At 58.2% G+C, this 22,869-nt stretch carries 18 protein-coding genes; 13 read left to right on the forward strand and 5 right to left on the reverse strand.

Features of this window, described 5'->3' with window-relative positions; genetic code table 11:
• Nucleotides 1-5 precede the first annotated feature (5 nt).
• From CAUR_RS17600 to CAUR_RS17610, 3 genes are all read right to left on the reverse strand, one after another.
• Nucleotides 6-758, reverse strand: a complete 753-nt coding sequence (locus CAUR_RS17600; RefSeq protein ID WP_012259195.1) for a zinc-ribbon domain-containing protein — start codon at nucleotides 756-758, stop codon at nucleotides 6-8.
• A 232-nt stretch (nucleotides 759-990) separates the two neighbouring features.
• Nucleotides 991-2,331 carry an NAD(P)/FAD-dependent oxidoreductase gene (locus tag CAUR_RS17605; RefSeq protein ID WP_015909405.1) on the reverse strand — a complete coding sequence of 447 codons (1,341 nt, stop codon included), beginning with the start codon at nucleotides 2,329-2,331 and terminating at the stop codon, nucleotides 991-993.
• Nucleotides 2,332-2,418: 87 nt separating this feature from the next.
• A complete protein-coding gene (locus CAUR_RS17610; protein WP_012259197.1) occupies nucleotides 2,419-2,910 on the reverse strand; it encodes an ASCH domain-containing protein in 492 nt (163 codons plus the stop codon).
• A 260-nt stretch (nucleotides 2,911-3,170) separates the two neighbouring features.
• On the opposite strand from CAUR_RS17610, the gene CAUR_RS17615 reads away from it, so the two are divergent.
• The 3 genes from CAUR_RS17615 (at nucleotide 3,171) to CAUR_RS17625 (ending at nucleotide 6,813) form a co-directional block, all read left to right on the forward strand.
• Nucleotides 3,171-3,944 carry an inositol monophosphatase family protein gene (locus CAUR_RS17615; protein WP_012259198.1) on the forward strand — a complete coding sequence of 258 codons (774 nt, stop codon included), beginning with the start codon at nucleotides 3,171-3,173 and terminating at the stop codon, nucleotides 3,942-3,944.
• 827 nt (nucleotides 3,945-4,771) lie between these two features.
• Nucleotides 4,772-6,115, forward strand: a complete 1,344-nt coding sequence (locus CAUR_RS17620; protein WP_012259200.1) for an aspartate aminotransferase family protein — start codon at nucleotides 4,772-4,774, stop codon at nucleotides 6,113-6,115.
• 92 nt (nucleotides 6,116-6,207) lie between these two features.
• On the forward strand, nucleotides 6,208-6,813 hold the full coding sequence (locus tag CAUR_RS17625) for a GNAT family N-acetyltransferase (protein ID WP_012259201.1): 606 nt from the start codon (nucleotides 6,208-6,210) through the stop codon (nucleotides 6,811-6,813).
• Between the two features lie 11 nt (nucleotides 6,814-6,824).
• Here CAUR_RS17625 and CAUR_RS17630 read toward each other — a convergent pair whose 3' ends face one another.
• Entirely contained in the window at nucleotides 6,825-7,343 is a 519-nt protein-coding gene (locus CAUR_RS17630; protein WP_012259202.1) for a YbaY family lipoprotein, read from the reverse strand.
• Nucleotides 7,344-7,468: 125 nt separating this feature from the next.
• Between CAUR_RS17630 and purL the strand changes: the two genes are divergently transcribed.
• The 4 genes from purL to aat are packed head-to-tail and all read left to right on the forward strand — an operon-like array spanning nucleotide 7,469 to nucleotide 12,536.
• Nucleotides 7,469-10,393, forward strand: a complete 2,925-nt coding sequence (gene purL / locus CAUR_RS17635) for a phosphoribosylformylglycinamidine synthase subunit PurL (RefSeq protein WP_012259203.1) — start codon at nucleotides 7,469-7,471, stop codon at nucleotides 10,391-10,393.
• A complete protein-coding gene (locus CAUR_RS17640; RefSeq protein ID WP_012259204.1) occupies nucleotides 10,390-11,199 on the forward strand; it encodes a DUF1444 family protein in 810 nt (269 codons plus the stop codon). Before purL ends, CAUR_RS17640 begins: the two co-directional genes overlap by 4 nt.
• A 33-nt stretch (nucleotides 11,200-11,232) precedes the next feature.
• A complete protein-coding gene (locus CAUR_RS17645) occupies nucleotides 11,233-11,943 on the forward strand; it encodes a hypothetical protein (RefSeq protein WP_242604962.1) in 711 nt (236 codons plus the stop codon).
• Nucleotides 11,940-12,536 (forward strand): leucyl/phenylalanyl-tRNA--protein transferase, encoded by a 597-nt coding sequence (gene aat, locus CAUR_RS17650; RefSeq protein ID WP_012259206.1) that lies wholly within the window; start codon nucleotides 11,940-11,942, stop codon nucleotides 12,534-12,536. Before CAUR_RS17645 ends, aat begins: the two co-directional genes overlap by 4 nt.
• Nucleotides 12,537-12,616: 80 nt before the next feature.
• Here aat and CAUR_RS17655 read toward each other — a convergent pair whose 3' ends face one another.
• Nucleotides 12,617-13,075 carry a hypothetical protein gene (locus CAUR_RS17655; RefSeq protein WP_012259207.1) on the reverse strand — a complete coding sequence of 153 codons (459 nt, stop codon included), beginning with the start codon at nucleotides 13,073-13,075 and terminating at the stop codon, nucleotides 12,617-12,619.
• A 412-nt stretch (nucleotides 13,076-13,487) separates the two neighbouring features.
• Here CAUR_RS17655 and CAUR_RS17660 point away from each other — a divergent pair, with 412 nt between their 5' ends.
• From CAUR_RS17660 to CAUR_RS17685, 6 genes are all read left to right on the forward strand, one after another.
• Nucleotides 13,488-13,718: a hypothetical protein gene (locus CAUR_RS17660; protein WP_157866479.1), complete on the forward strand. Its 231-nt coding sequence runs from the start codon at nucleotides 13,488-13,490 to the stop codon at nucleotides 13,716-13,718.
• Nucleotides 13,719-14,434: 716 nt separating this feature from the next.
• Nucleotides 14,435-14,578 carry a hypothetical protein gene (locus tag CAUR_RS17665; protein WP_157866481.1) on the forward strand — a complete coding sequence of 48 codons (144 nt, stop codon included), beginning with the start codon at nucleotides 14,435-14,437 and terminating at the stop codon, nucleotides 14,576-14,578.
• Nucleotides 14,579-15,245: 667 nt separating this feature from the next.
• Nucleotides 15,246-15,605 carry a SpoIIAA family protein gene (locus tag CAUR_RS17670; RefSeq protein WP_012259208.1) on the forward strand — a complete coding sequence of 120 codons (360 nt, stop codon included), beginning with the start codon at nucleotides 15,246-15,248 and terminating at the stop codon, nucleotides 15,603-15,605.
• A 384-nt stretch (nucleotides 15,606-15,989) separates the two neighbouring features.
• Nucleotides 15,990-19,799 (forward strand): magnesium chelatase subunit H, encoded by a 3,810-nt coding sequence (bchH, locus tag CAUR_RS17675; protein ID WP_012259209.1) that lies wholly within the window; start codon nucleotides 15,990-15,992, stop codon nucleotides 19,797-19,799.
• Nucleotides 19,800-20,043: 244 nt separating this feature from the next.
• Nucleotides 20,044-20,511 (forward strand): MarR family winged helix-turn-helix transcriptional regulator, encoded by a 468-nt coding sequence (locus CAUR_RS17680; RefSeq protein WP_012259210.1) that lies wholly within the window; start codon nucleotides 20,044-20,046, stop codon nucleotides 20,509-20,511.
• 119 nt (nucleotides 20,512-20,630) lie between these two features.
• A complete protein-coding gene (locus CAUR_RS17685) occupies nucleotides 20,631-22,496 on the forward strand; it encodes an MDR family MFS transporter (RefSeq protein WP_015909408.1) in 1,866 nt (621 codons plus the stop codon).
• Nucleotides 22,497-22,869 lie beyond the last annotated feature (373 nt).

The raw sequence follows: 22,869 nt of genomic DNA on the forward strand, positions 1-22,869 counted from the left end.
CACTCTTACGACAATTCAACGATAAGCTTTAGCGCTCCCAGCCGCAACTCATCACCGTGCTGGATCGGCTGCGGCTGACGGGGTGGTATCTTGCTGTTATTCCGAAAGCTCCCATTTGTGCTATCAAGGTCTTCGTAGTAGACCTGGCCCTGTTGTACCAGAAAGCGCCCATGGCGGCGACCAACGCCACGTTCCAGACCGCCGTGAGCGGTCAAATCAATATCAGGGTAAAAATTGCTTACCGGATCGGCGCGCCCAACGGTGGCCTGGCCGGTGGCCGGTAATGAGAGCACCGTGCCATTTTCAAGCCGTAACCGTACCCCGGCCAGCGAACTACGTACCGGTGGGGCTACCGCAGGAATAGATGGAACCGGCGGAGGTGGAACTGGTGGTACAGAGGTTGGCCGGGCCGGTGGCGGCATTTGGATGGTGGCCGGTTGCGGCGGTGGATAGACAGGTTGTGGTGGAACACCGGGGAATGGCGATCCAACTCCCGGCGGCGAAGCCACAGGTCGATTGAAGAGCGGGGCACCGCAACTATCGCAGAAGGCTTCACCTGGAATAACGCTGGTACCGCACTGCGGGCAGGTGGTTGGCCCGGCACTTACCGTACCGCCACCTGCTACAGGCGGTGCAACAGGTACCGGTGTGGCAGCCTGGGGTGGAGCAGCCGGAACCGGAATCAATTGCGCACCGCACTGATCACAGAAACGGGCACTATCGGGATTGGCAACACCACATTGTGGACAGAATGGCACAACGTTCCTCCGTATCTGACTAAGACGTTCTTCGTCACGTGGGCGAGGCCGGGATCGCCCAATTCTGTAGTCACGAGTCGCGAATGGTACCATCTCCATTCACTCTTTCGACTCGCCGTTTCTCATACGACTCGTGTACAACAGATGAAGTTGCAGCGTTGCTCCATGCCATTCATGCATATTGTTGATATGTCCACTATAGCACAAGATTCGGATCAACGATGGCAGCACCTCACCTGTAGTCCTGCCGTTTGCCGACATCCAGCAGCGCTTCCTCGTGCTCTTCAGCACCAATCCCAAAGATCAGCCGCACCCCTCGATCATACGTGAAATAGCTATACGCCCAATTGAGCAGGACTAACGCCCGGTTGCGAAAACCGACCAGAGCCATCAAATGGACAAACAGCCAGCCAACCCAGGCCAGCCAGCCGCTCAGTCGCACGCCGAAGGCGTCGAGTACGGCAGCACTGCGGCCAATTGTTGCCATCTGGCCCTTATCGTGGTACTGAAAGGGCTGCATCGGTCGCCCGTCAATCTGAGCCAGTATATTACGTGCAGCCTGTTCACCCATCTGGATGGCTACCGGCGCCACCATTGGGTAGGCAACCCCGGGGCGATAGCCTTCCAGGTACGCCATATCACCGATCACAAAGACGCGATCATCGTCTGGCAAGGTAAGCTGAGGAGTTACCACCACACGCGCACCACGGCCGAGTGTTACCCCCAGCGCATCGGCCAATGGCGCACCCCGTACTCCGGCGGCCCAGACAACGGTTTTCGCGGCGAGGCTGGAGCCATCGCGAAACCGGAGGCCGTTTGTATCTGCATCGGCGACCGGCGTGTTCAGGCGAACCTCAACACCCATGCGTTGCAGACGGTGCAACGCAGCCTGTTGCAACGAATCTGGAAATGAGGCGAGAATACGGTCGGTAGCTTCGATCAGAACAACCCGGGCCTGGCGGACATCGAGCATCGGATAATCGTGGCGAATCACATGGCGGATAAGCTCGACAAAGGCGCCGGCCAGTTCAACACCGGTTGGGCCACCGCCAACCACAGCAAACGTCAACAACGCCATCCGCTTATCCGGATCGCTCTCGGCAGCAGCCCGTTCACAACACAACAAGACGTGGTTACGCAACCGTTGGGCTTCGTTCAGGTCTTTCATCCCCAGGGTATGACGGGCAATCCGCTCGTTACCGAAGAAATTGGTGGTGCTGCCGGCTGCCAGAATCAGATAGTCGTACTGCACACTACCGGTATTGGTATGCACAAGCTGACGGGTAAAATCAACGCTGTGAACTTCGGCGAGCAGAAAGTTCACATTACGGTAACGGCGCAGAATGGCGCGCACCGGATAGGCAATCGACTCCGGTTCCAGGCCGGCGGTTGCGACCTGGTAGAGCAACGGCCAGAAACCGTGGTAGTTGGTACGATTGATCAGCAGCACATCCACCGGCGCCTGCGCCAGAGTACGAACTGCGGCCAGACCGCCGAAACCGGCACCTACGATCACAACTCGTGGGCGACGGGACTGAGCAGGCTGGTTGGATATGATATGCGGCGAAGACACGATTTGCCTCCTTTCTAGTGAAATCATTCACAAAATATCACGAGCACCCAACCCCGTCAATCCGTCGCCAGAACGAACCTCGCTAGATCAGCGCTGTACGATCACCCATCCCCGTCGGTCACGTCGCGGAAGTGGCAGCGGTGGCAAGGGCCAGACATCATCGATCCAGACGAGCGTGACATAACGAGCCGTGGCGTGAGCCGACCAGAAGTCTGGATCGGCGATGGCGAGATCGTGCTCGTATGCCCGACGAATCTCGTGTATCTCGCCTGCCGAAAGTGGGCGACTGATTACCTCTGTCGCCAGCGCTAGTCCGGCCAGTGGCCCACCGGCACCCTTGAGAAGCAGGATGTCGCCGACTGCAACACGACCAAATGGAGGACGGCGGTCGTGTGCAAAACGGCTTTCGATCCGTTTTTGTCCGCTAAGGATGCGACTCAGATACGGTTCACGTAGAATGACCAGGTGGATGGTTGGGTTGCTTTGTGTATGGTACCACCGGCTCAGACGCTCGTGCCACGTCGGTTGGGATTGGGTTGCCGCGATGATCTGTTGCCAGAGTTGTGGTGATAATTGCATCCCTGTTGCCAGATGGGGAATTCATACGACATACGTATCATAACACAGGATGACCAGGTTAGGAGTATTGTCCACCGCAATACCGGTATTCAATGAACATTGCATCTACGCAGCCTGATAGTAAGGTGGCTGGCGGAGTATATGTTCCGGCAGCAAATGCTCGGCTAGATTGAGGGTGTACTGATTGTACAGATTGGTAGTACAATACAATAACGCGCCGCAGCAGGCAGACGTTGTGGCCACGACCGGCGGAGGTTTGTGTGGAGATCGATATTGCGCTCGTGCGCGCATGGGCGCAACAAGCCGGTGATATGCTTTTGCGCTCGTACTTCAATCAGGTGTCGCCAGAACGAAAACTCGACAAGAGTCTGGTGACGGCGGCAGATCGTGCGATTGAGGATTGGTTACGCGCTGCAATTCACGCTCGCTTTCCCGATCATGGTGTGTTGGGTGAGGAGCGCGATCCGGTTGGCCTCGACCGTGAGTATATCTGGGTTATCGATCCGATTGACGGCACCAGCTCGTTTGTGTCAGGATTACCGATGTGGGCCGTCTCTATCGGTATTCTGCGCCGCGGCGAGCCGCAGGCTGGTGTGATTTATCTGCCGGTCTTGGGCGATTGTTATTGGGCAGTTGCCGGTGGTCAGGCGTTCTGGAATGATGTGCCGATACAGGTTGCACCCCCTCAACCGCCTGGCCCCAACGATTGGATTGCCATTCCTTCGACCTTCCACCGGGCGTATACCATCCACTACCCCGGTAAAGTACGGGTGCTGGGATCGGTTGCTGCCGATTGTTGTTATGTAGCCCGTGGTCAGGCCAAAGCCGCTATTATCGGTAAAGCAAAGGTGTGGGATGTTGCTGCCGGCTGGGTGATTGTACAGGCAGCCGGCGGGGTGGTTTGTCCGCTGGAAGGAACCCTGCCCGACTGGATGACACTGCTGCAAACGATTCGCTTGCCGGCGCCGGTCGTGATCGGACACCCACAACAGGTAACTCAGGTGTGTGCGGTTGTGCGGCGCATTAAGCCTTGAATTGGCACGAGCACTTCAAGCGCCTTTCAGAGGTGTGTGAACTTGAACTAACACCTATGGGCGACTACGCGGATGAACGCGGATATGCGCTGATTGGGCGGATACTCGTGGATAGCTCCACTCCGCACCCCCCTCCGCGTCGATCCGCGTCATTCGCGTGTATCCGCGTTCCGCATCACCCGTGCCTACTCCTGGATGAGCCGGATGCACCCGGAACAACGCGGCTTGGGCGGATACTCGCGGATAGCTCCACTCCGCACCCCCCTCCGCGCCGATCCGCGTCATTCGCGTGTATCCGCGTTTCGCATCACCCGTGCCTACTCCTGGATGCGCCGGATGCACCCGGAACAACGCGGCTTGGGCGGATACTCGTGGATAGCTCCACTCCGCACCCCCATCCGCGCCGGTCTGCGTCATTCGCGTGTATCCGCGTTCCGCATCACCCGTGCCTACTCCTGGATGCGCCGGATGCACCCGGAACAACGCGGCTTGGGCGGATACTCGTGGATAGCTCCACTCCGCACCCCCCTCCGCGCCGGTCTGTGTCATTCGCGTGTATCCGCGTTCCGCATCACCCGTGCCTACTCCCGGATGCGCCGGATGCACGCGGAACAACGCGGCTTGGGCGGATACTCGGCTCCACTCCGCACCCCCATCCGCGCCGATCCGCGTCATTCGCGTGTATCCGCGTTCCGCATCTTCGCTGATCGCCTCTCGTATGAGCCTGGAATGCGTTCTCCTGTTTCCCCTGTTCGCCAACCATCAGCATTTCGTATTATAATGACCGGTATCAGTTGTGGCAGCAAATACACAAAGGAGTGACCATCATGACTGCGCCTGCTGTGCGCCACATTCGTCTTGTCACTGAAATACCCGGCCCGCGTTCGCGCGCATTACTGGCGCGGCGTGATGCGGCGGTGGTTGCCGGTTTGGGGCGGGCAACGCCGATAGCGATTGCCTCCGGCCAGGGTGCGCTGGTGACCGATGTTGATGGCAATACCCTGATCGATTTTGTTAGTGGGATTGGGACGCTCGCCGTCGGCCACTGTCCTCCTGAAGTGGTTCAGGCGATTCAGGCTCAGGCCGAACAGTTGATCCATCTTTCGGCGTTAGTTGGCACCTACGAACCGTATGTCGCCCTCTGCGAGCGGTTAAATGCGCTGGCACCCATCAGCGAGCCGTGCAAGACGTTGCTATCGAATTCGGGCGCCGAAGGGGTGGAAAATGCGATCAAATTTGCCCGCGCTGCGACCGGTCGTCCGGCCATTATCGTGTTCGATGGCGCGTACCACGGGCGAACGCTGCTTACGCTTTCGCTCACGTCCCGCACCTACTTCAAAAAGAAATTCGGCCCCTTTGCCCCAGAGATTTACCGCGCACCTTTTCCTTACGCTTATCGGATGGGCATGAGTGAAGCGGAGGCAGTTGAGCAGTGCTGGGCCGCATTTGAACGCATGCAGATTGCCGGTGTCGATCCCGAAACGGTGGCTGCGGTCTTGATTGAACCGGTGCAGGGTGAAGGTGGCTTTATCCCGGTGCCGGTCGAATTTATGCGGCGCTTACGCGAATTCTGCACGCGCAACGGCTCACTGTTGATTGTCGATGAAGTGCAGAGTGGTTTTGGCCGTACCGGTACGCTCTTCGCGATTGAGCAGTTTGGGGTTGAACCCGACATCATTGTAGCGGCCAAGAGTATTGCTGCCGGTATGCCACTGGCTGCCACAATTGGTCGTGCCCGCATTATGGATTGCGCCCACTACGGCGGTGTCGGTGGTACCTACGGCGGCAATCCGCTCGCCTGTGTCGCAGCGCTGGCCACTATCGATCTGATTGAACGCGAGCGCTTGCTGGAACGGGCAAAGGTGATCGGCCAACAGATTCGGGCCAGATTTGAACCATTACTGACCGATGATTCACTCGATCCACTGGTTGGTGATGTTCGTGGTCTGGGGGCAATGATCGGGATCGAGCTGGTCAAGGATCGCCGCAAACGCACGCCAGCCGCCGCCGAAGAGGTGCTGGCGATCCTGGGGCGTGCGCTTGAACGTGGTGTGCTGGCGATGCGGGCCGGTCTGTATGTGAACTGTATCCGCTTGCTGGTACCACTTGTTATCACCGATGATCAGCTCGATGAAGGGTTAGAGGTGCTGATAGGGGCAATGCGCCACTGAAGAGCATTGAGGCAGCCGTGAAGGGTGAGCGTGCAGGAACCCTGTGCGCTCGCTGTGATCACGTGCTGCCTTATTCCAAAGGAGAATATCTCATGACTATTGTCGTTGTTCAGACCAGACCTGAACATATTCCGCAGCTAGTCATTCACCAACAAGTCTGTTTTCCTCACCTGCATCCCGACGATCACTTTGACGCCGAGAACTTTGCCAATCATTTACGCCTGTTTCCCGAAGGGCAACATGTGGCCCTCGATGGTGATCGCGTCGTCGGGCAGAGTAGCACCTTCCGGATCAGCGGTGAGAAAGTCTTTCATCACCACACGTTTGAAGAGATCGTCGATCACGGCAATTTTGGCAACCACGATCCGGCAGGTGAATGGCTGTATGGCGCTGATATGAGTGTGCATCCCGATTACCGGGGACGCGGTATCAGCCGGATGTTGTACGATGCGCGCAAAGCACTTATTCGGCGTCTCGGCCTGAAAGGTATGGTCGCCGGTGGCATGCTGCCCGGCTACGCTGCCTATCGTGACCAGATGACGGTCGAAGAGTATGTGGATGCGGTTGTGGCAGGGCGTTTGACCGATCCGACCCTCACCCCTCAGTTACGGAATGGGTTTACGGTGCGCGGCATTATCTACAACCATATTCGTGATAGCAATATGCCGCATGCCGCGCTCATTGTCTGGGAACCGTGACCCTCTGCGCATCATCGTATCCTGCGGCGGATGCCATGCACGATGCCACCGATACACCCTAAACCCAGTGCCACGCCGATCAGCCACAATTCACTGCCGGCGGCAGGCAGGCTGGTACTGGCAGTGGCCGCCATCACCACCTGAATATCGGTACGCGGAGCATTGCCGGTAATGACCGGAATGAGTGTGTTGGTCGAGAATAGCGTGCGTCCGCCGGATTGAATCCGACCTTGCAGCGTATACACTCGCCCTGCGTCGATCAGAGCCGGATTGTAGGCCAGATTGAAGCGAAACGGTGGTTGAGCGCCATTTGTCGTGAAGGTCTGTTCAACCACCACCCGCCCACCGGTTCCCTGTGATGTCACCTCAGCAATCTGAAGTGTTACCAGTGCATCGGCAGGCAGTGCAATCTGCTCGCGATAGGTAATAATCCCGCTCAGACTGGCCGTCGGTTGGGCGATTGCGCTGGCGGGTATCAATGTCAGGAGCAGACCAATCAGCGTATAGATTGTCCGCCGCATATCCAGCATAGCGTTCTCCATGTTGCAAAACAGGCGAGAGAAGATGGTATACTCAAGATTATAAACGATAGAGATGCGCGAAAGTTACCGATGCGGGACATTGCGCGTTCACATGACACGACGCTGGAGAAGTTATGCCACTCTATCTGGTTACGGTGGCGTCATCTGCCATCAGATCACCACAGCACCTCTACCTGCTGGCCGGCGCTGAACTTATGCCATCAGCAGTCACATCGTTAGCCGATCAACTGTTACACGATCCGGTGGTGCAACAGGTTCACTGGCAAGTCGTTGAAGACGGTCAGGCGCTCACCGATCCGTTTCTACCGCCAACTGATGCGTTGGTGATTGAAGTTGCCTACCGTCCCGGTGTAACCGATAGTGAAGGTGAGAGTGTAGTTGAAGGGGCGCGTCGGCTGGGCATTCGCAGTCTGGAACATGCCCGCTCGTTGCGCCGGTATATTCTACCTGCGACGACCGATCCCGCGCAGGCAGCGGCGGATCTTGCAATTGATGTCGTCCAAACCACTATTGCCTACCATCCCGGTGACCAGACGACGGCACGGGCCGCTTTTTACGCACTGCTGGTCGCCGAGCCACATCCCACTACCCCGCACGTGGCGATGGTTCCTCTCCGTACTGCCGATGACGCTGAGCTGATGGCGATCAGTCAACGTGGTGTGCTGGCGCTTGATCTGGCCGAGATGCGTGCGATACAGGCCTATTTTGTTGCCCAGGGCCGCGATCCGACCGATGGTGAACTTGAGACTATCGCCCAGACCTGGAGTGAACACTGTTCCCATAAGACGTTCAAAGCCCGCGTACAGTATTCTCAACCACCAGAAGATCTATCGGTTGACAGCGAGCACTATCCGATGCTTGCCCGACTTGCCGTCGGCAACTGCACCATTGATAGCCTCATCCGCACCTTTCTGATGCGGGCAACCCAAGAGGTGCTCTCTGGGCGTCAGGATGAATGGGTGTTGAGTGCCTTTGTTGATAACGCCGGCATTCTGGCCTTTGGGGATCGTCACGAGGTTTCGTACAAGGTCGAGACCCACAACCATCCCAGCGCCCTCGAACCGTTCGGCGGCGCGAATACCGGTGTGGGTGGTGTCATCCGCGATGTGCTGGGGGTTTCGGCACGCCCGATTGCCAATATTGACGTGCTCTGTTTCGGCATGCCCGACGCACCGCCACCACCGGCAGGCGTGCTGCATCCGCGCCGGATCGCCAGCGGGGTGGTCGCCGGGATTCGTGACTACGGAAATAAACTCGGTATTCCGACTGTTGGCGGTGCAGTGCTGTTCGATCCCGGCTATACCGCCAATCCATTGGTCTACTGTGGCACCGTTGGCCTCGCCCCGCGTGGTCTCCACCCGCGAAACGTGCGTCCGGGAGACATTATTGTGGTTATGGGTGGCCGCACCGGGCGTGATGGGATTCACGGTGCAACCTTCTCCAGCATCGAACTGACGCACACGACTGCCAGTGAGGTGGGCAGTGCGGTACAGATCGGTGACCCGATCACCGAGAAGAAAATGCTCGACGTGCTCTTGCAGGCACGTGATGCCGGCCTCTATTCGGCAATTACCGATTGTGGTGCAGGTGGCTTATCGTCCGCAGTCGGCGAAATGGGGGCTGAACTGGGTGCCGAAGTGCATCTCGAACACGTTCCCTGCAAGTATGCCGGTTTGCAACCGTGGGAAATCTGGCTTTCCGAGGCGCAGGAGCGGATGGTGCTGGCAGTACCGCCCGACCGCCTGATCGCTCTGCTCACGCTGTGTACGGCTGAGGAGGTGGAGGCGACCCCGATTGGCCGCTTCACCGACGATAAGCGGCTGCGCGTTTTCTATCGCGATCTGGCAGTTGTCGATCTCGACATGCACTTCCTCCACGAAGGCCGCCCCCAGCGGGTGCTGAATGCCGAATGGCAGCCTTCACCGGCGTTGAGTCAATCACCACACCTGACCAACGTCGATCCAGAGCAGGCCCTGCTGGCCCTCCTCGCCCATCCTTCAATCGCCTCCAAGGAGCGTATCATCCGCACCTACGATCACGAAGTCGGTGGTGGTACGGTTATCAAACCGCTGGTTGGTGCCAGCCTGGCCGGGCCTTCCGATGCGACCGTTCTGCAGCCTCTCCCTGGTGAGACTGTCGGGCTGGCGTTAGGCTTTGGCATCTGCCCGCGCTACGGACGACACGATCCCTACTGGATGGCCCTGGCCGCAATTGATGAGGCACTGCGTAATGTTGTCGCAGTGGGGGGCGATCCTGAGCGGACGGCTATTCTCGATAACTTCTGCTGGGGCGATCCAAAGCAACCTGATCGCATGGCCGGCCTGGTACGGGCAGCCGCTGCCTGTTACGACGGTGCCGTTGCCTTCGGCACCCCCTTTATCAGCGGGAAAGACTCGCTCAACAACGAATATCGCGACGCCGAAGGCCGCCGGGTTGCCATCCCGCCGACCCTCCTGATCTCGGCGCTGGCCGAGGTGCCGGACATCCGACAGTGTGTCACGATGGACGTGAAGCAGCCCGGCGATGTCATCTACCTCCTCGGTGCCACCCGATCTGAATTTGCCGGCAGTCATCTGGCGGCAGTCGGTATGATCGACGACGTTGGCGCCTTGCCCAGGGTTGATCTGGTGGCGGCACGCACGACGTTCCGTACTTTGCATCAGGCCATCCGCGCCGGCCTGGTGCGCGCCTGCCACGATCTCAGCGAAGGTGGGCTGGCAGTAGCCGCTGCCGAGATGGCGATTGCCGGTGAACTGGGTCTGCATCTCGTGCTCGATAAACTGGATGTCGATCCAATCACTGCCCTGTTTAGTGAAACCCCAAGCCGATTCTTAATTGCAGTTGATCCAGCCCATACAGCAGCGTTCGAGGCCATGTTCGCCGGCCTGCCGCTCGTGCGCTTAGGTGTAGTGACTGGTACACCGGCGTTACGGGTCGAGTGGCAGGAACGATCGCTGATCAACGTACCGGTAACAACCCTGCGTGATGTCTGGCAGCATAGCCTCGATGTGATCAATGTAAAGGATAGCGACCTATGAGCGGGCAGTCTCCGCTAAGTTGTGCTGAATTTGTGATCGAAGTCGAACAACGGTTGCAGGCCGAACCTGCCATCGACTTTCTCGGTCGTGAAGGGGAAGTGATCCAGGTGCGCGCCGGTCAGCGTCGGTTGCGGATCGACATAAAACCCTTTTACAATGCCTATACGCAGGCTCCAGAGCACTTTGATCTGGTGTATGCGACGCTGCTCCGTGTCCTGTATGAACAGGTACCTGCTCGTGAAGCAAAAACATTTAGCGAAGTAGCGCAGCGCGTTCTCCCCATGCTCAAGCCGATTGTGCTACTCAACGCCGTCTTCGAGAAAAAATTGCCGATGCTGGCGTATCGTCCATTTCTTGCCGATCTCATTATCACCTACGTCATCGACGAACCGCAGACGGTGGCGTACATCAACGAACGGCATCTCGAACGGTGGGGAATTGGCGAGCACGTGCTTCACGAGCAAGCGCTGACCAACCTGGCTGCCCGCACTCAGGAGCGGGCCAGGTTTCTGGTGACCGGAGAAGGGGCACAGCGCCTGATTATCGCCAATTCGCAAGATGGGTATGACGCTACTCGCATCTTACTGCCCAACCTCCTGGCAAGCTGGCAACCCCACTTTCCGGGAACGATGGTGATCGGCATTCCCAATCGCGATTTTCTCATCGCCTTCAGCGATGCCGACGAAAGCATTCTGACCAGCGTCGCGCACCAGATTCAGCTCGATGCTGCTCAGCGTGACAATGGCTTAACCGACCAACTCTTCACGATTGAGGATGGTCAGGTACGTGAATATCATTGGGTGTAGTAGCGTGCGCCGTTGTGTGATGGCGTGCAAGGAGTGGGAGTTCTGTTCGCGCTTATCATAACCCTTGTGTTCTACGCTGCGGCGGGATGGCTTTGGTGGCAGCAGCGCAACCCATTGTACATTCTGGCGCTGCTGGCGGGTCAACTGAGTACCTGGCTCGATCCGTTGTGGCGCTTGCTCTACACACTCCAGACAGTGCCCGGCCTCGGATCGCTCATCGCAGCCCTCGCGACACCCTTTGATCCGATCCGCTCGCTACCGGCGGCATGGCCCGATCCATTACCGGCCCTGATCATCGTTGGCCTTTACCTGTACCGCTGGTGGACACCAGGTCTGGGCAGTGGTCTCTTCACGTTTGTTGTGTTTGTAAGTTTTCAGTTGCTCATCAGCATCCTCAATCTGCGACCGGCCACGCCGCCACTGCTCTTACAAACACTCCCGTTTGGTGTGCGCGTGGAGCTACTCGCCGCGCTGATGAGTGCAACCATTAGCTACGGTCTCTGTTACGTCTTTCTCACCGTCCAGAACTACTCGTGGCCAAGTATGGCAGTCGCCATTTTGCCGATGCCGACCCTGTTCAGCGTCCTGATCTACGGCGTCATCGGTGCGCCGCTCCTTATCGGGCGCTTGCTGCCAGATGGTGAGTGGCCTGGGCGGATCGGGCTGATCTTAACCCTCGCCCTGCTTGGCTGGTGTGTCTACATCATCAGTAGTGCGCTTAATCGCTTGGATCGCTGGCGATGAGCAAAACTGTACTCACTCCAGAATTGCTCTTGTCTGCCTACGCGCAGGGCATCTTCCCAATGGCAGACGCACGTGGCGAGATTGGCTGGTACGAACCGATTCGACGGGCGATTATTCCGCTCGACGAACGGTTTCACGTTCCGCGACGGCTGGCGCGCACCGTGCGCTCGGGGTTCTATACCGTGACGTTTGATGCGGCCTTTGCAGATGTGATTGAAGCGTGTGCAGCCCCGGCGCCGGGCCGTGAAACAACCTGGATTTCGCCCGAGATCATTCGTGCGTACACCGAATTACACCGTCTGGGATACGCGCATAGTGTAGAGTGCTGGCGCGATGGTCAACTGGCCGGGGGGCTATACGGGGTAGCGCTTGGCGGTCTCTTTGCCGGTGAGAGCATGTTTCATCGCATGCGCGATGCCAGCAAAGTCGCCCTGGTGCACCTCGTTGAACGCTTGCGCCGTGGCGGCTTTGTGCTTCTTGACTCACAATTCCTCACCGGGACGCACATGCTGCAATTTGGCGCCATCGAGATACCGCGCGCCGAATATCACCGGCTCCTGCGCCAGGCATTGACCGTCCCGGCGACATGGTAAACGCCGTTGAAGCATCGACACAAGAAATATGCGACGTACCAGAACGGTACGTCGCATGCTGTTTGTGTCTGGTGTAAACCCTACTTGCTCTTTCGTTTGCGTTCGCGACGGGCTTCACGGCGACCGGTCGTCGCAACCGGGCGAGGTGTAGCCGGTGCAGCGGCGGCTGGATTCTGGCGTGGGGCCGGGGTGCGGGTACGCGCATTGCGTACGAGTTCGGGCAAGACATTGCGCATGTAGTATACGACGTAACCGCCCAAAATCAGCTCGATCACGAGCTGAATGTAAAACCAAAAGCGCTGATTAAATGTAGGTACGTTGAGCATACGGGCCACGCCCAATGCTACGCCAAACCCACCTACAATCAGCAGAGCGATCCCCAGTTGGCGAAAAAATGTTGCTCGTGCAACGTTTCGCTCCGTGTGTAGCCAGATGAAGTAGGCGCCGCTCGCGACCAAAATAATCTGCACAATAAAGAAAGTCCACGCATATGAGCCAAATTGAGGGCTAACAGTAATGAAGTAGTCAAAGAAACCCATAAGAACAAGCCTCTCCTCACGGTCGCAGAGCGTCTCTCAAGATTGATTGTAGCGGCGATTATAGCAGCGCCGTGAATGATCGTCAACAATGTCCACGCTACGATGCACGTGTCGCGTCGTTTGGCGTGCAGTCCCGCTGGAGGCGGGAGCTACCGGCACAGAATGATTCCCGCTGTCGCGTGGTGGGGCTGGCTTGCGCTACCCCGCCGGACGAAGCTACTGCGGGCCGGGGCAGGTGGGGGCGCGCTGGAGGCGTGTGTTTCCAGGGTGACGCTACTGTGGGCTGGGGATGCGTTCGCTCCCAGGGCGAAGACCTGCGGGCCGGGGCAGGCGGGGAGCGGGTTGGTTCCGGCAGGGCGTGCCGGCGGCGGGGGAGCACCGTTCGGCGGGTGGGATAGGGGCGGGGAACATCGTGCCCGGCGTGGCGCAGGCGTTCAGCCTGGCCTGGACGTTGGCCCTTGTCGAGCAGGACGTGCGATGTGGCGTGCCAGACTGGTATGAGCCATCATCAAACGGAGCAATGACCAGCCAGGAAGTATCCGACGCAGCAGTCCCCTACCCCTACGTGCCTGTGGTGATCGCAACCCTGCTGACGCTCAGCGCAACGTACCACGGCACGCAACCGGGATGCACCAGCGGTTAATACCAGCGCTCACTCCTGCTCTCCGTCCAGGCGTTGGACGAAATTAATTTCGTCCAACGCTGCGAGGCACCAGTCGCTGACGACGGCGCTTGCCCTCCCTCCGTCCATGACCTATGCATTACCCACCTGTCACGCTGCGTTATGCCAGGCTGCACGCATTCCCCGTGGCACTGGCTTCCAGCCCGCGTGCCGGCATCATCGCCACCGCCGGCAGGGGCTGGCCATGCCCCACGGTCGGATACACTGTCTCCCGCCGCTACCACTGCGACCATCCGCTGCCCATGCGTGACGTGAGACCCACGCGACAGCGATGCAACACGATAGTGCCCAGGATCGCGCACAAAGAGATAGGTGCTGCTCATGAGCGAAGAAGGTGACAACCTGGGTATGGATGATGCATAGCACTGCGTGGGAGCGGGGAGCGTAGCGGCTGTGATCACCTCTGAACAACCATCCATGGCACGCCATGGCACACGATGCAAGACATTCCCATCCACCGCATCCCGTGGATGGTCAGGTGAACGGTACAGGTACCGTCCGCAGGGGCGGGTTGAGAACCCGCCCCTACGGAACCCGCCTCTACACACCACCGGCACCAGCACGCTGTGGGGCAGGCGATCAACCTGCGTTCAGCCCTCCCCATCATCAGAGTCACGTACCGGCACGGGAGTCCGCTGCAATCCGCGCCGGATCGTGAGCATGGCTGGCGCGGCAGCATGGCTGCCGCACTCCACACCGCGCGACACACGTATGACGAACGGGTAAAGCAATTCATCCAGCACGTGCTGACACGGCTGGAGCGGCGCACTGTCACCTGGCCAGTCGCCCACAACAGCACCTATGGCGATCATCCCCGCTGATACGCACGTGGTTGACACCAGTTGTGCGTAATGCATAGGTCCATGACACAGGGTAGGGGCGGGTTCTGAACCCGCCCCTCCTCCAGGGGGCGTCGCGGGGCAACACATGCGTAGGGGCGACGCATGCGTCGCCCCTACCACGGTACTACACTGCACGATACACCGCTGGACATCTGTAGGGGCACGGCATGCCGTGCCCCTACGACGCCAACGACAATCCACGAGCGACTCACCAGGAGCACACCCGGTGACGCTTTTGCAAAAGGATTACATCCGAACAATGCACATTATCGAGCAAGATTCGGTATGAGACAGTAGGTATTCCTATAGCTCATACATTCCGTCTGTTTTTGCAGGGCTTGGGGAGGAAGCATCCACCCTCACCCGCTTCCGCTGGCGGCGGGACGCAGCGCTGCCGGCTGTCTCTCACTGTCGCGAGTTGGGGTTGGGTTGCGCTACTCTACCGGACGAAGGCACTGCGGGCCGGGGCAGGTGGGGGTGTGCCGGAGGCGTGTGTTTCCAGGGCACACCAGTTCTGATGATGCACCGTATGGATCAAGGTTTGATACGAGCCGTGGGAAATTCACAAACCTTTTCGCTAGACATATACAGCAAAAATATGTATAATGTGCAAAAGATTACAAATAATGAAAAAAGGGAGCATGTTATGCCTTACCGCATTCGTCGCCGTGCCCACGATCTGATCTGGGTGGTGATGGAGGAACATCTGCACCTGGCCGAAGCGGAACGGTATTATCACGAAATGTGGCGCTTGCTCGATCAGTGTCCAAAGCCGACGGATTTGCTGGTCGATGGTCGTCGTATCTCTGGCGCTGATCGCGGCGCACGGCAGCGTACTGAGGCTATCGTTCACCATAAGCATCTTGGTCGGATTGCCTTTATCGTGTCTGAGCATCATCTGCTGATATTTGCTCCACTGGTACGTTTTGTCAGTGGCATCGGGTTGTTTGCCACTGAACAAGAGGCGCTGCGTTTTCTGGGTACGGTGATGGAATACGGTGACTGATCACGTCTGTCTCTGGTGTCGCAACCGCTGCAACAACGAATGCGCTGCCTGGTCGCGGGTCGCCCGGCAGGCGAGATGCCTCTTGCAGGCGTCCCGCAAAACAGTAGCTTTCTCTCTCCACACGCCTCGTCCGGCATGCTGCCCGGTCACGATCCTGGTGTACCAATCCTCATGGTTGCTCTGTTGATAGCATCCTCACCGTTGGGCATGCCCATCTGCGTCAGGTCGGTGACGACCATCTCCCGCCGCTGGTTTAATGATCGCCACAAGAGTCTTTGCTTATATGCACAGGCTTTGTTAATTTTATGTCCAGATTGTATTTTACGTCACACCACCGCATAATATACACAGGACATTTGTTTAAAGGCAAGGAGCAATGGAGCTATGAGCCAGCCACTTGAGTTTGTGATGGTGCTCGGCTTACAGCGCTACAGCCAGGATTTCTTCCGTCGTGCTGAAGCCGAAGTACGTAAAGAAGTTCCCGATTTTCGCCTGCATATCTTTGAAGATCGTGATGTCACTGCTCGTCCTGCTGAGGTGGAAGCGGCAATTGCCCGCTGTCAGTGTCTGATCCTCTCGCTAATCACCCTCAACGAAACGGCAGAGGTGCTGGTGCCGATGGTCGAACGTCACGATCCGCCGGTCGTCTTTTCGTTTGAGGGCTTGCCCGAAGTGATGCGTTTGAATAAGGTTGGTTCTTACAACCTTAAAGCCGGTAAAGGCATGCCAAAGCCCGTGCAGAATATTGCCCGACTGCTGGTTGGTGGGCGCGAGGAAGATGCATTCTACGGCTACGTCAAATTGCAAAAAATCACGTCTAAACTGATCAATTTCTTGCCCGGTAAACGTCTGAACGATTTTCGTAACTGGACGAATGTCAATAATTACTGGAACCATCGCAGTGTGGCGAATGCTGCCAATATGTTTAAGCTGATCCTGCGCGAGTATGGCGGGATGAGCCATTTGCGGGTTGACCCCGTGGTTGAGATGCCGAATATGGGCTTTGCCCACCCTGATGCGCCGCGTCTCTTTGCCAGTCCCGCCGAGTACGAACGCTGGGAGAAGGAGCGCAATCGCGCACGCAAAGATGTGCCGCCGCCGCTCGGCACGGTGGCAGTGTTGTCATTTCGCGCTCATATCCTGTCTGGCGCCGACTATCATCACAAAATTGTGCGCGCTCTGGAAGCTGCCGGATTGCGCGTGTTGCCGATTTTTGTAATGGGTATCGAGAGCCATATCGTGGTGCGCGAGTGGCTAAGCCATATGAAGGTTGATCTGGTGATTAATACGATGGGCTTTCCCCTCGTTGGTGGACCTGCCGGTTCGACCAAGGCCGGGTTAACGGTTGATGTGGCTCGCGAGCTGTTGAGTAAACTCGATACCCCCTATATCGTGGCTCAACCACTGTTCGTGCAGGATGAAGATGACTGGCGTGAGCGTGGCGTAGGGCCGTTGCAGAGTACGTTTCTCTTCAGTTTGCCGGAGATGGATGGGGCAGTCGCCCCGGTTGTGCTCGGCGGGATGCGGGGTAGTACGATCACGACTGTTCCGGATCGGCTTGAGCGGCTGGCCCGCATGGCCCGTGGGTTTGTCCGGCTGCGCAAGAAAGCGAATCGGGACAAGAAGGTGGCAATCATCGTCTACAACTATCCGCCAGGTCAGGGGAAGGTGGCCACGGCTGCCCTGCTTGATGTGCCGGCCAGTCTGATTGCGATCCTCGACCGGCTGGCGGCTGAAGGGTACGATGTGGGCCGTTACCCCCGCGATCCGGCTGTCTTTGCCCGCTGCCTTGAGGGTCTGGTGAGCGATCAGCCGCTGCCACCCGGCCATCCGCCGGTAGTGATTGGTACCAGCGCCGACCGCCAGGATTTTTATCGCTGGCTCCGGCCAATCGATCAAGAGCGGATCAACGCACGGTGGGGCGAATTTCCCGGTGATATTGCACCGCTCGGTCGCGACAAGGTGCGGCTGGCCGGTACCCAGATTGGGAATATCTTTATCGGTGTGCAACCGGTGATCGGTATGCCCGGTGACCCGATGCGTCTGCTCTTCGACAAAGAAAACACACCGCACCATCAATACGCGCTCTTCTACCGCTATCTCAGCGAGCAGTTTGGAGCCGATGCAATTATCCATCTCGGTATGCACGGTACCGCCGAGTGGATGCCCGGCGTGCAACTCGGTGTGACCGACCGCTGCTGGCCTGATGTGTTGTTGGGTGAGGTGCCCAATTTCTACGTCTATCCCATCAATAACCCCGCCGAAGCCAATATTGCCAAGCGTCGCGGCTACAGCACGATCATCGGTCACGCCATCCCGCCGTATGGTCGTGCCGGGTTGTACCGCGAATTGCAGGCCCTGCAAGACCTGCTGACTGAATATCGCGAGCGTCCGGCAGCTCTGGCCGATGATGATCAAAGCCCTGAAGCGGTAGCGATTATGCAAAAGATCGCTCTGCTCAATCTGGATCAGGATTTGGTGCGCCAGCCCGATGAACCGTTCAGCCGTTTTGCGTCGCGTGCGTATGCGTATCTGCGCGATCTGGCAACCACCATGATCACGGATCGGCTGCATGTGCTGGGTAGCGCACCACCACCGGAAGAACAGCTTACGCTAATCGTCGAAACGCTGAAGGTGCCACGGGGCGAACTGCCCGGCCTGGCCGATCTGCTGTTGTCGGCACGGCAGCCCGGTTTGCGCTACAACGAATTACTGGCACAGGCGCGTCAGGGTGATGCCACCGCATTAGCCTTGCGCGAAGAGATTGAAACCCGCTGTACTGAGCTGGTGCAGCAGACTGTCTTCGGCCAGATGACCCCTGAACGGGCTGCGCAGACCTTTGGTCTGCCAGTAGCGGAGGTTACAGGTCTGGTACAGCACGGGCGGGCCTTGCTGGCTGCATTGCGCGACAACACACAGGAGCTGGATTTTCTGATGCATGGTCTGGCCGGACGCTACATTCCGGCAGCCCCCGGCGGTGACATCATTCGCGATGGTGTGACCGTGTTGCCGACCGGACGCAACATTCACAGCCTTGATCCGTTCCGCGTGCCGACAGATAGTGCCTATGAGCGCGGTGTTCGCATTGCCGAGGCGCTCATTGCTGCTCATCGCGCCGAGACCGGTCAGTACCCGGAGACGATTGCCCAGGTGCTGTGGGGGCTGGATGCGATCAAGACCAAAGGCGAGTCGATTGGGATTGTCCTCGGCCTGATCGGAGCGCGACCGGTCAAGGATGGTCAGGGTAAGGTGGGTCGTTATGCCCTGATCCCACTAGCTGAACTGGGGCGACCACGGATCGACGTGCTCATGACCGCTTCCGGCATCTTCCGCGATATTTTTGCCGGTACCATGGATATGCTTGATCGCCTGGTGCGTGAGGCTGCGTCGGCTGATGAACCACCGACCATGAACTACATCCGCAAACACGTGCAAGAGATGATGGCTACCGGGAAGACCTTCGATCAGGCGACCGCCCGCATCTTTACCCAGGCCGCCGGTACCTACGGGACTGATGTTGACGAGGCGATTGAAGGCAGCGCCTGGGAAAAACGGGAAGAACTTGAGGAGCTGTTTATCAAGCGGAATGCGTATGCCTTCGGTGGACGGCAAAACGGTGAGGCACGTCCCGAAGTCCTGCGCACCTTGCTCGGCACGGTGAGTCGAGTGGCCCAGGAGATCGACAGCGTCGAATATGGTCTCACCGACATGCAGCACTACTACGGTTATTCAGGAGCCTTAAAAGCGGCTGCCGAACGGGCCACCGGTCAGCGCGTACCGCTCAATTTTGTTGAGAGCTTTACGGCTGAGACCAAACTGCAAACCCTGGAGCAGACGCTGCGGGTCGAATACCGCACGAAATTCCTCAACCCGAAGTGGTACGAGGGCATGTTGCGCCACGGCCACAATGGTGCCGCCGAGATTGCCAGCCGCTTCACCTACATGCTGGGGTGGAGCGCCACCACCGATGCGGTCGATCAGTGGGTCTACGACGAAGCAGCCCAAACCTTCGTGCTCGACGATGCCATGCGAACCCGAATTGAAGCTCTCAACCCGGCGGCAGCGCGCAATATGGTAGGGCGTTTGCTGGAAGCGAACGCAAGAGGGATGTGGCAGACCGATGAGGCAACCCTCGAACGGCTACGCGAACTACACGCCGACCTGGAAGACCGTTTAGAGGGTGTGGTTGGGTAACCGATCCCTCACCTCACCCCCGCCCCCCGCTCTTCTCGCCCGGGGAGAGGAGCGGGGGAGTTACATTGTTTGCTCTTGAGATCACTCTTGCTGTCGGAACGTATGGGCCAGGGCACCATTGCGCAGCCTTCTGATCATTCCCTTTCTTACCTTCCTTTGCGCCATCTATACCCCTTGACAGAACCACAAAACGGTTATACACTTCAAATAGTTTGAAAAACAAAACTATTTGGAGATTCAAATCATGTATCACGAACTTGATCCGCCCTACACCGCCGAACAGGTTGCCAAACTCTTCAACCTTGTACACAGTGAACTCATGGGTCAGAGTATGGAGACGCTCCTGCAATTTCTTCAGCGCTCCAATCTCTCGATGCCGCGTCTGGTCTCGCTGATGTACATTCAGCGGCAGCGCGCAACCACTATTTCATCCTTGAGCGAACATCTCAATCTGACTCTCGGTACGACCAGTCAGATGATCGAGCAGCTCGTGCAGGATGGCCTGGTTGAGCGCTCTGAAGCGCCGCATGATCGCCGCCAGAAACTGGTTTCCCTTACCGCAACCGGTGAAGCGATTGTCGCCGAAGCGCGCCAGATTCGATTGCATGAGGCCAGCCGTCATCTCAGCCGGTTGCCACCTGCATTGCTCGCGCAGTTGGGACAGGCGCTGCACGCCGCCTGTCGCGAGTGGAATCTTGTGACTACCACGTAGGCTTGCCGACTTACCACGCTTTGGTACGTGTTACCCCCAACGTGCCTGCGCGTGTGGGGGCGGCTCTGCCTGTGCCCGATTTTGACTTGTTATGACGACGCAGGAGCATGAACAAACCTATGACAACCACAACCTCTTCCCCGACTGCTACAACTGTCCGCATTGACTACGCTGTAATGCTCGATCAACGGAGCAAGGTGCTGATCTTGATCGGAGTCTTGCTGGGTCTGTTTCTCTCGGCACTGGATCAGACGATTGTTTCCACCGCACTCCCGCGCATCGTTGCCGATTTGCAGGGGATCGAATTGATCGGCTGGGTCTCAACCAGTTATCTGCTGGCCTCAACGGCGATGGTGCCGATCTATGGCAAACTGTCCGATATTTACGGGCGCAAGTACGTTTTGTTGTTCGGGATCGTGGTCTTTCTGCTCGGTTCGCTACTATGCGGGCTGGCCGCCGATATGACGCAGTTGGTCGTCTTTCGTGGCTTGCAGGGCTTCGGGGCTGCGGCCCTCACCTCAACCGCATTTGCGATTCCGGCTGACCTCTTCGCGCCGGCAGAACGGGCACGTTACATGGGGTTGTTCGGCGCAGTGTTCGGGTTGTCGAGTGTGGTTGGCCCATTCATTGGTGGTCTCTTGACCGACAATCTGAGCTGGCATTGGGTCTTTTTCGTCAACCTCCCGCTGGGTGTGATCGCCCTTGGGTTTATCGTTGCCAAATTGCCACGCCTGCACAGTGGGCTTATGCCGGCCATTGATTACGCCGGTGCCGCGACTCTGTTGTTGACCGTGATCCCATTCTTGCTGGCACTGACGCTCGACAAGAATGATTATCCGTGGACATCGCCCCTTATTCTGAGCATGTTTGCCGTCAGTGCCGTCGGCCTCGTTCTCTTCCTCCTGATCGAACGGCGTGCCGAGTCGCCGATTCTGCCGTTGCATCTGTTCCGCATTCCCACCTTTACGCTGACGGCGTTGATTGGGGTGACGGTAGGAGCGACTCTGTTTGCGGCGATCTTCTTTCTCTCGCTCTATCTGGTGAATGTGCTGGGGGTAAGTGCGACGGCTGCCGGGACGACGCTTATTCCCCTGACGCTGAGTCTGGTGGTGGGGGCGATGGTGTCATCGCAAATCGTGCAGCGCACCGGCAACTATAAGTGGGTGATCATTGTCGGGATGGCGATCATTGTCGGGTCACTCTGGTGGCTGACGACGCTCACACCGGACACGTCGATCTGGATGGTGCGCCTGCGAATGATTGCGCTCGGTTTGGGGTTGGGGCCATCAATGCCCATCCTTAATCTGGCAATGCAGAATGCAGTGCCGCGCACCGATCTGGGTGCAGCCACTGCCAGTCGACAGTTCTTTCAACAAATCGGCCAGGTGGTGGGGTCGGCGGTCTTTGGCGCACTGCTTACCGGTGTCCTCACGACGAGCCTGAGCACGAGTCTGGCCCCAATTCAGGCTCAGTTACCGCCCGATCTGGCAGCCCGCTTCGATAGCAGCGCACTTCGGAACGGCATGAGTGCAGGTGAGGGTGCGAGTGGCGAGGTGGTCGATCCGGCAGTTCGTATTGAGCAAGCCATTGCCGAACAGTTTGCCGTGCGACGCGATCTTATCACTCGTGCGCTGCGTGATGCCGATCCGGCAGCGATTGCCACGTTGCGCAGCGATCCCCAATTGCCGGCGCAGCAGAAGGCGATGCTGGAGATGGTAGAGACACTACCGGCGGCTGCGCGCGAACAGGCGCTCACGCAGGTGCTTGCCCGGCTGGACGAAGCGGAACAAACGGCACGTGCCGAAGGTCGTGCGCTGGGTCAACAGATCAGTACTGCTTTGAAGAACGCCTTTACCGACAGCGTCACCACTATCTACCGGTACGCAGTCTGGCTCGCCGTTATTGGACTGATCCTGGCGCTGTTCATTCCCCAACTGCCGCTTCAGCGCAGCTATGGCCAGGATTTGCCGCCACTGATGGAGTGAGTTTCAGGACGTTACCTCGTCCATTTGGGGGAGTGGGGATGGATGTGCTCCAGGGTATTCACCCGCCTCCAGCGGGCTATGCATACTGGTGTCAACCACGGGTGTACCAGCGGCTATGATCGCCATGGGTGCTGTTTTGGGCGACTAGCCCGGTGACAGTGCGCCGCCCCAGCTGTGCCAGCACGTGCTGGATGAATTGCCTTACCCGCTCGCCATACGCGTGTCGCGCGGTTTGGAGTGCGGCAGCCATGCTGCCGCGCCAGCCGCGCTCACGATCCGGCGCGTGTCACTCCGTTCCCCATCCTGGTCACGGGAATGCTGGATGTGCTTGTTTCGATCATAGAGTCGGTCAGGAATGAATGCGATACCTGTG

The sequence above is a fragment of the Chloroflexus aurantiacus J-10-fl genome (assembly GCF_000018865.1).
Classification (GTDB): Bacteria; Chloroflexota; Chloroflexia; order Chloroflexales; family Chloroflexaceae; genus Chloroflexus; species Chloroflexus aurantiacus.

What these genes read in the sequence shown, in the direction of transcription:
- CAUR_RS17610 (WP_012259197.1), bottom strand. Translation starts at nt 2,910, where the DNA reads ATGCAATTATCACCACAACTCTGGCAACAGATCATCGCGGCAACCCAA.
- CAUR_RS17620 (WP_012259200.1), top strand. Translation starts at nt 4,772, where the DNA reads ATGACTGCGCCTGCTGTGCGCCACATTCGTCTTGTCACTGAAATACCC.
- CAUR_RS17625 (WP_012259201.1), top strand. Translation starts at nt 6,208, where the DNA reads ATGACTATTGTCGTTGTTCAGACCAGACCTGAACATATTCCGCAGCTA.
- CAUR_RS17630 (WP_012259202.1), bottom strand. Translation starts at nt 7,343, where the DNA reads ATGCTGGATATGCGGCGGACAATCTATACGCTGATTGGTCTGCTCCTG.
- purL (WP_012259203.1), top strand. Translation starts at nt 7,469, where the DNA reads ATGCCACTCTATCTGGTTACGGTGGCGTCATCTGCCATCAGATCACCA.
- CAUR_RS17640 (WP_012259204.1), top strand. Translation starts at nt 10,390, where the DNA reads ATGAGCGGGCAGTCTCCGCTAAGTTGTGCTGAATTTGTGATCGAAGTC.
- aat (WP_012259206.1), top strand. Translation starts at nt 11,940, where the DNA reads ATGAGCAAAACTGTACTCACTCCAGAATTGCTCTTGTCTGCCTACGCG.
- CAUR_RS17655 (WP_012259207.1), bottom strand. Translation starts at nt 13,075, where the DNA reads ATGGGTTTCTTTGACTACTTCATTACTGTTAGCCCTCAATTTGGCTCA.
- CAUR_RS17665 (WP_157866481.1), top strand. Translation starts at nt 14,435, where the DNA reads ATGGCTGCCGCACTCCACACCGCGCGACACACGTATGACGAACGGGTA.
- CAUR_RS17670 (WP_012259208.1), top strand. Translation starts at nt 15,246, where the DNA reads ATGCCTTACCGCATTCGTCGCCGTGCCCACGATCTGATCTGGGTGGTG.
- bchH (WP_012259209.1), top strand. Translation starts at nt 15,990, where the DNA reads ATGAGCCAGCCACTTGAGTTTGTGATGGTGCTCGGCTTACAGCGCTAC.
- CAUR_RS17680 (WP_012259210.1), top strand. Translation starts at nt 20,044, where the DNA reads ATGTATCACGAACTTGATCCGCCCTACACCGCCGAACAGGTTGCCAAA.
- CAUR_RS17685 (WP_015909408.1), top strand. Translation starts at nt 20,631, where the DNA reads ATGACAACCACAACCTCTTCCCCGACTGCTACAACTGTCCGCATTGAC.